Annotated in this window: 10 protein-coding genes; all 10 read left to right on the top strand. The window is 42.4% G+C overall.

The features are described 5' to 3' along the window. Positions 1-170 (top strand): flagellin (locus NWQ57_RS20630; protein WP_306024099.1); only part of this gene is annotated, 170 nt, incomplete at its 5' end. Positions 171-251: 81 nt separating this feature from the next. Next, on the top strand, positions 252-671 hold the full coding sequence (locus NWQ57_RS20625; protein ID WP_306024073.1) for a flagellar protein FlaG: 420 nt from the start codon (positions 252-254) through the stop codon (positions 669-671). 18 nt (positions 672-689) lie between these two features. Continuing rightward, on the top strand, positions 690-2,150 hold the full coding sequence (gene fliD, locus NWQ57_RS20620) for a flagellar filament capping protein FliD (protein WP_306024072.1): 1,461 nt from the start codon (positions 690-692) through the stop codon (positions 2,148-2,150). Between the two features lie 24 nt (positions 2,151-2,174). Then, complete coding sequence (gene fliS, locus NWQ57_RS20615; protein WP_306024071.1) at positions 2,175-2,606, top strand: flagellar export chaperone FliS; 432 nt, start codon at positions 2,175-2,177, stop codon at positions 2,604-2,606. After that, positions 2,603-2,911, top strand: coding sequence for a hypothetical protein (locus NWQ57_RS20610; protein WP_306024070.1), 309 nt, complete (start codon positions 2,603-2,605; stop codon positions 2,909-2,911). The genes fliS and NWQ57_RS20610 overlap by 4 nt, the downstream gene beginning before the upstream one ends. 138 nt (positions 2,912-3,049) lie before the next feature. Then, positions 3,050-4,048, top strand: coding sequence for a UDP-N-acetylglucosamine 4,6-dehydratase (inverting) (pseB, locus tag NWQ57_RS20605; protein ID WP_306024069.1), 999 nt, complete (start codon positions 3,050-3,052; stop codon positions 4,046-4,048). Positions 4,049-4,059: 11 nt separating this feature from the next. Beyond that, positions 4,060-5,205 carry a UDP-4-amino-4,6-dideoxy-N-acetyl-beta-L-altrosamine transaminase gene (gene pseC, locus NWQ57_RS20600; RefSeq protein WP_306024068.1) on the top strand — a complete coding sequence of 382 codons (1,146 nt, stop codon included), beginning with the start codon at positions 4,060-4,062 and terminating at the stop codon, positions 5,203-5,205. Further along, positions 5,202-5,921 (top strand): pseudaminic acid cytidylyltransferase, encoded by a 720-nt coding sequence (gene pseF / locus NWQ57_RS20595; protein WP_306024067.1) that lies wholly within the window; start codon positions 5,202-5,204, stop codon positions 5,919-5,921. Before pseC ends, pseF begins: the two co-directional genes overlap by 4 nt. After that, a complete protein-coding gene (locus tag NWQ57_RS20590) occupies positions 5,914-6,975 on the top strand; it encodes a glycosyltransferase family 9 protein (protein ID WP_306024066.1) in 1,062 nt (353 codons plus the stop codon). The genes pseF and NWQ57_RS20590 overlap by 8 nt, the downstream gene beginning before the upstream one ends. Beyond that, positions 6,968-7,889: pseudaminic acid synthase (pseI, locus tag NWQ57_RS20585; protein ID WP_306024065.1), on the top strand; the 922-nt coding region annotated here is incomplete at its 3' end. The genes NWQ57_RS20590 and pseI, both read left to right, overlap by 8 nt.

Genomic DNA, 7,889 nt, shown 5'->3' with positions numbered 1-7,889 from the left:
TGAGTAATATTTCTGAGAATATTTCAGCAGCGCGTTCGCAAATCCGTGATACTGATTTTGCGACTGAAACAGCTGAATTGACTCGAAATCAGATTGTACAACAAGCATCACTATCAGTATTAAGTCAGGCGAACCAGCGTCCTCAATCAGCACTGTCTTTATTAGGCTAGTCTAAAGAGTTTGGTTCATAGTATTGAATGAGTTAGCTTTGTATTGTGTGAAGCTGACTCATTTCCTTGTGGAGGTGTAAGATGGAGATTGATGTCTCGCAAAGTGGTAATAATCTTGCAGTACCAAAATACGTTAATCCTGGTTTAAGCGATTCCGCTGGACTTGAAAAAGCCCAAAACCGAGATACGAAGCAAGAAACAGTTAAAGGTAATGCGGCAAACGTCGATAACCGAGATAATACTGAAAAGTCCCTATCGACAGAAAATATTAAAGCGGCAGTTGATGAGCTTAGCGATTTTGCTAAATCAAGCAACAGGCAGCTAAATTTTTCAGTTGATGAAAGTAGTGAGCGCCCTGTTGTTAAAGTAACTGATAGTGAATCCGGAGAGGTTATCCGGCAAATTCCTTCAGAAGAAGTACTAAAACTCTCAGAACGTTTACGTGAGTTGCAATCAGATTTGGGCAACACAGTAGGGATTCTTTTTAATAAACAAGTTTAATTAAGGTAGAGGTTTCTCATGTCAATTCAGTCTCTGGGTGTAGGTTCAGGTTTAGATCTTGAAGCTTTGGTGACTCAATTATTGGATGCTGAGCGCAAACCTAAACAAGATAGACTTGATGCAAAAGATGAAACCCTTGATGCTGAGATATCGAGTCTTGGCAAATTAAAATCTAAAATGAAAGACTTTTTAGATTCAGTGGATGAATTGCGCACCGATACCGCGTTGAAAGGACGCGAACCGACTATCACCAATCCGAGTGAGAACGTTGAACCTTTTACTGCTGAGGCTTCTAACAGTGCGGTGGAGGGGTCATATAAAATTGCCGTCAGCCAACTAGCGAGTGGAAGCCGTATTGAAACAGCGAAAGCGGTCGACGGTGGTTTTAGCGGTACATCATCTCCAGTTCTAACTTCAGGGTCAGGTTCACTCACATTTAAAGTGCCCAGCACCAGCGACTCCTTTTCGATCAACGTTACTGCTGGAATGACTTTACAACAGCTCAGCTCGGCCATTAACCAAAATTCCGCCAACTTTGGTGTAACCTCAAGTATTATCGATACGGGTACTGCTTCAGGGGGCGCTAAACTGGTATTTTCATCCTCTACGACAGGTGAAGGAAACGATTTAGTCATCGTCAACGATAATGACTTAGCTGAACTGAACCGAGTATCGACCACAAACTCAGCTGAATCACTCTCTTATTTGTCTCCAGTAGTCTCAGCGCAAAATGCGAAGGCAAACATAGATGGCATCGATGTAGAGAGTACTACGAATGAATTTAAGAACACCATCGCTAACGTGTCCTTTGAAGTGTCTGAGGTAAGTGAACTTGAAGGCGATGCAGTCACCCGTAAAAAGTCGACACTTAAAATTGGTTTTGATACCGAGGGTATCGATAAGAAAATTCGTGATTTTGTGGATAACTTTAATGCCTTGAATAAGGAAATGACGGCATTAACCAAATACGGTCTATCGGATTTGGAAGATGATGGTGCCTTGGCGGGAGACTTCATGATCAGAGGTATCCAACAAGGCTTAGCGTCAATCATTGGCTCATCTGTATCCAGCTCAAGTTTGGGCACTATTTTTCAACTTGGTATTGAGTTCAATGAAGACGGTGATTTAGAGATTGGAGCTACTGACAAATACGGTTTTGGCAGTGGCGAAGACAGGCTCAAAGATGCGCTTGAAAATAACTTCGATGAAATTTCTAAATTGTTTACCGATGAAGATTCAGGCATCGGCGCCAGATTATACGACTACGTTAAGGAATATACGTCTTATAGTGGTTTGTTAACGAGCAGAGAAAGGTCTGTTAAGGATCAAAAAGATTTGCTGGCCGATGAGAGAGAGCAGTTCGAATTGAGAATGTCGAGCTATGAGCAGATCTTGCGGGACAAATACTTAGGGCTTGACCAAACGGTTGCTAAATTAAACCAAACTGGCTCTGCATTGGTTGCAATGTTAAATGGCTAATTTTAATAAGTTAAGGTAGGACTCGTGACGTTAAAAGGCATTAATGCATACAAAAAAGGTAATCTTAAACAAGATATCGCCCATGCTGATCCCCACAAGTTAACGCTAATGTTGATGCAAGGGGCGCTTGAAAAAATGGCCTATGCAAAAGGGGGCATGGAGCGCAAAGATTATGCGCTTAAGGCAGAGCACATATCACGCGCGACAGCAATCATCGTGACGCTGCGTGATACGCTAGATATGGACGCGGGAGGTGAAGTTTCAGTTAATTTGTTTAATTTGTATGATTACATGGTTCAACGTTTAGTTGATGCCAGTGTGCAGAATAGCTTGAAGATAATGGATGAAGTGATTAACCTATTGTTACCTATCAAAACAGCCTGGTCACAAATTCCTGAGTCTGCGAAGCAAGAGGCTTATGAAATACAAAGGCAAAAGCGACAAACCGCCGTTTGAAGAACTTAAATCTAGATCATGCATTTACACCGATTCCACTAAAAGAGCTCAATGCACAAGTATCTGAGCTCTTTTTGCTTGAATCTTTCAATGAGTTTGAGCTTCTTAAACTCATTGAGCAAAGAGACGTTATTATCAACGAATATCTGCAATCTTGCGAACCTGAACTCCAAAAAAAATTTGCCAAGGCCGAACTTGAAGTTAATGGCCTGCTAGTTGCTTACGTATCAGAATTGTCAAAAGCGTCATTAAAACAGCTAAGTGATTTAGTTCGTGGCCGCAAGGCGGTCAAAAAATATAAATAATTCCTTTAAGATGTTTTGACATTCACATCGAAGTTGTCGTTATAGTTTTTTCGTTATCCGATTTTGCGTTATGCTAATTAGGTGATGCACACTAAAAATAAAGTGAGAAAAACTCACAATTAGGTTGGAGAGATAAACGTGTTTAATAATAAAGTGATTTTAATAACCGGCGGCACAGGTTCATTTGGAAAGCGTTTCGTTGAGCACATCACTAGTCTTTACCAGCCTAAAAAAGTCATTATCTATTCTCGTGATGAGCTAAAGCAATTTGAAATGCAACAAACTCATGATCATCCCGCCATGCGTTATTTCATTGGTGACGTGCGAGATAAAGAGCGGCTAAAAAGCGCTATGCGCGAAGTGGATTATGTAATACATGCGGCAGCCTTAAAACAAGTGCCTGCGGCAGAATATAACCCCAATGAATGCATTAAAACTAATATCAACGGTGCACAAAACGTGATTGACGCAGCGATTGATACTAACGTAAGTAGGGTTATCGCTTTATCTACAGATAAAGCGGCAAACCCTGTTAATTTATATGGCGCAACGAAACTCGCCTCTGACAAATTATTTGTTGCCGCCAATAATATGTCTGGTGCTAAAGGACCGCGATTTGCTGTCGTGCGCTACGGAAATGTGGTGGGGTCTCGAGGATCCGTGGTGCCTTTTTATCGGCAGCTAATCGCCAAAGGCGTGACTTCGTTGCCGGTTACTCACATCGAAATGACACGATTCTGGATCACCTTAGATGAAGGCGTCGATTTTGTGGTCAAAAGCTTTCAGCGGATGCAAGGGGGAGAGATTTTTGTACCTAAAATTCCTTCAATTCGCATATTAGATTTGGTTGAGTCAATTAGTGGCAAATTAGAGTACGAGGTGGTTGGCATTCGCCCGGGTGAAAAACTCCACGAGGTGATGGTGCCCGAAGAAATGGCCCATCATTCTTTAGAATTTTCTGATCACTATGTCATAACGCCCGCCATCACCTTTTTTGAAAAAAACATAAATTTTAAGCTCAACAAATTAGGTGAAAAAGGGCAAGCGGTAGGCGAAAAATTTGAATATCACTCTGGTACTAACCCGCACTTTTTGTCAGTTGATGAACTGAAACAACTCGACAAAAATACCTTATAAGGGAACAATTTATGATCCCTTATGGTAAACATCTGGTGGATGAAACCGATGTGCAGAGCGTAGTAGATGTGCTGCGTAATCAATTTTTAACTCAAGGAGCGGTTGTTCCTCAATTTGAACAAGCACTGTGCGACTACACTGGAGCCCGGCATGCTGTCGCGGTTAATAGTGCAACCTCAGGCTTGCATATCGCTTGTTTGGCCGCGGGTGTCAGCTCTGGCGATGTGGTTTGGACAGTACCCAATTCTTTTGTTGCGTCAGCGAATTGTGCGCGTTTCTGTGGAGCAGAGGTGGATTTTGTTGATATTGATCCGCTTACTCGCAATCTTGCTATTTCAGAACTTAAAAATAAGCTTGCCGAAGCGCAGAAAAACAATCGCTTACCCAAAGCCCTGATTGTTGTGCATTTTGCAGGCTTGAGCTGCGATATGCAGCAAATCCAACAATTGACTCAGCCTTTTAATATCGCCCTTATTGAAGACGCTGCCCATGCATTGGGCGGGGATTATTTAGGGAGAAAAATAGGTTGCTGCCAATTTTCTGACATGACTGTCTTGAGCTTTCATCCCGTTAAATCTATTACCAGCGCTGAGGGCGGTGCAGTACTTACCAATGACGCAGAGATGGCATCTAAACTGACCTTGTTTGCCAAACATGGCACCACACGTGACCCGAATATGATGCAAGGTGTCAATGAAGGCCCTTGGTATTACCAGCAAATTGAGTTGGGCTACAATTATAGATTAAGTGATTTGCACGCAGCATTGGGGCTCAGTCAACTGCAAAAGTTAGATGAGTTTATTGCTAAGCGCCGTTTTCTGGCCTTGCGCTATAAAGAAAAATTAAAAGACCTGCCTTTGGTCTTGCCTTGTGAAGAAAGCTATCAAACCAGCGCTTGGCATTTGTACATGATTGAATTAACCAAACATGACCGGCTTAGCACTTATCAAGACTTACATGACAAAGGTATTGGAGTGAATGTGCATTATATTCCTATTCACCTGCAACCCTATTATCAACACTTGGGTTTTCAACAAGGTGATTTCCCTAACGCTGAACACTATTATAAACACGCACTAACATTACCTCTTTTTCCGAGCATGACTGAGACTGAACAGGACTCTGTGATTGAAACCTTACAAGAGGTATTGAGTTGAATATAGCGATTATTCCAGCTCGAGGCGGTAGTAAACGCATACCCGGAAAAAATATCAAAGCGTTTGCCGGTAAGCCGCTGATCGCCTATTCCATCGAAGCGGCAAAAAACAGTGGGTTATTTGAACAAATTTGGGTTTCCACTGACAGTGAAGATGTCGCTGAGGTAGCAATCCGCTATGGTGCAAAAGTGCCTTTTTTACGTCCTGCTGAACTATCTGACGATTTTGTAGGTACTGGAGCCGTAACAAAACACGCTATAAAGTTCAGCCTTAGCCAAGGAATTCAACCCGACTATTGCTGCTGCATCTATGCTACCGCTCCCTTCTTGCAGGCCTATTATTTACAAGATGCCTTGCAGAAGCTGCAATCAGATAAGCAAAAAAGTTTCGCGTTTTCCTGTACCAGTTTTGCGTTTCCTGTACAGCGAGCTTTAACCATGCAGGGCAGCGGTGTCGCCCCAATGTATCCTGAATTTATTGCAAAACGCTCACAGGATCTAAGCGAAGCGTTTCATGATGCAGGTCAGTTTTATTGGGGCACTATCGAAGGGTTTTTAAGTGATAAAGCTATGTTCAGTGAGCATGCCATCCCCGTAGTTTTACCTCGTCACTTAGTGCAAGACATTGATACTTATGAAGATTGGCAAAGAGCAGAATTAATGTACCAAGCTTATATGCAAAAAACGAATCTCATTACAGGTAATTCTCATGACTAAAGTGGCTGCATTGAGCCCTCAAAAAATATTAATCATTCGTATGTTATCTGACAGCGATGTAGTGGCTATTGGCTTACCAGCTTTGCGATTTTTTAAACAAAAATTTCCTGAGGCTGAAATTCATTTTTTGAGTTTTGGGCAAGCCGCTGGCGTATTGAAACTGGCAGAGCCAGAGACTGATGTAAAAGTACTTGAGTATTGGCCTGATGATTTCTTTCAAGCTATGGAAGCTTTTTTAGGCTTGGCTGAAGATATTATCGGTGAAGCGTATTCGCAGATAGTCAACTTGGATACAGCTTTTATGCCGTGCTTTTTAGCGCGATTCTTACAAGATGCGGGCGAGCCTATCGGCGGTAATTATTTGTCGATATCTATTCAAACCTTACTTGATAAAGTCAAAGATCAAAGTTTGCAAGCTGACTACGTAAACGTTCCTGCGACCTATATGCTGAGCAGTTTCTTTACAATGAGTCGTTGGTTTTCAAATTGGACAGTGGGCGATTATTTACCAGAAGGCGGTTATCCTGAATTTTACTTAAAACAGTGTTGTGGTTTTGGTTCTATCACTATGGATAATCGAATTGATATGAACATACAGCCCGGTGCAAGAAATGAAACGAAAAAAGCAACAGTAGCATTGTGTTTATCACAATCCGATGATGGGTATATTTATCCTTACAGCACAGATTTGGCTTTAGCGTTACAAGAAGCAGGATGCAAAGTGTGGTTCGACCGTGATTCAAATTTTGAGTTAAGCGGACTGCTTAGAAAACTAGCAAACAGCGATTTAGTGGTGTGTAAAGCAAGTGCTTTCAAATGGTATGCTGATGCTGTGGCATGCCCCACCTTACTCATAAGTGGCATGGCCAACCCCAAAATAGTGATGCCAGATTTTGCCACAGATACAACGGCACCTTGCCCATTGCACTCTGGACAGGTACTGACTCAAAATGAGCGTTTACAGGCTAGGTGTTTATGTGAAAAGCCAGCTGTATTGGCCGATAACATTGTATCTATATTGCAAGCATTAAACGGAGCTGCAGAAGATGAATGATATTCAGATTGGCCATTTTACCATCGGCCCTAGCCATTCCCCTTTTGTCATCGCTGAACTAAGTGGTAATCATAGCCAACAACTTGATTTGGCCATTGCTATGGTTGAGGCGGCGGCTGAAGCTGGCGCCCATGCAATAAAACTACAAACTTACACTGCTGATAGTATGACGTTGGACGTCGGTACTGATGACTTTGTGATCCAAGAACAAGACAGTCTATGGTTCAAAGAAAAGCTCTATGCACTCTATCAAAAAGCGGCCACGCCTTACGAGTGGCACGCTAGTTTGTTTAAGCGAGCTAATGAACTGGGTATGGTCGCGTTTAGCTCACCTTTTGATGAAGCTGCAGTGGATTTTTTAGACGAGCTTGGTGTGCCTTGTTTTAAAATCGCATCATTTGAATTAACCGATTTGCCTTTGATTGCCAAAGCTGCGTCTAAGAGAAAACCCTTGATAATGTCTACCGGCATGGCCAGTTTACGTGAAATAGAAGACGCGGTTAGGACCGCTAAAGTAGCGGGGTGTGAGGATATTATTTTATTGAAATGCACCAGTACTTATCCCGCTGAGCCGAGTAATACCAATTTATTTACTATTCCTCACTTAGCGCAGGCCTTTGGCTGTCAGGTGGGCTTGTCTGACCACACAGGCGGTATTGGTGTATCAGTTGCTGCTGTTGCCTTAGGCGCAACAGTCATAGAAAAACACTTTGTATTAGATCGCAGTGCCGGAGGGGTGGATGCGGTTTTTTCACTTGAACCTAGTGAACTCAGTGCGTTAGTAACTGAGACTGGCCGAGCGAAACAAGCCTTGGGGCAGGTGTGTTATGGTGGCACTGAAGCTGAAGAAAAATCCAAACAATATCGCCGTTCGATTTATGTAGCCCAAGATATTAAAGCCGGTGATGTATTAA

This window comes from Paraglaciecola sp., from assembly GCF_030730205.1.
Lineage (GTDB): Bacteria > Pseudomonadota > Gammaproteobacteria > Enterobacterales > Alteromonadaceae > Paraglaciecola.
This window is presented reverse-complemented; position numbering and strand designations above follow the sequence as displayed.

Coding starts and splice junctions, on each gene's coding strand:
- NWQ57_RS20590 (WP_306024066.1), top strand. CDS start 5,914: ATGACTAAAGTGGCTGCATTGAGCCCTCAAAAAATATTAATCATTCGT.
- fliD (WP_306024072.1), top strand. CDS start 690: ATGTCAATTCAGTCTCTGGGTGTAGGTTCAGGTTTAGATCTTGAAGCT.
- pseC (WP_306024068.1), top strand. CDS start 4,060: ATGATCCCTTATGGTAAACATCTGGTGGATGAAACCGATGTGCAGAGC.
- NWQ57_RS20625 (WP_306024073.1), top strand. CDS start 252: ATGGAGATTGATGTCTCGCAAAGTGGTAATAATCTTGCAGTACCAAAA.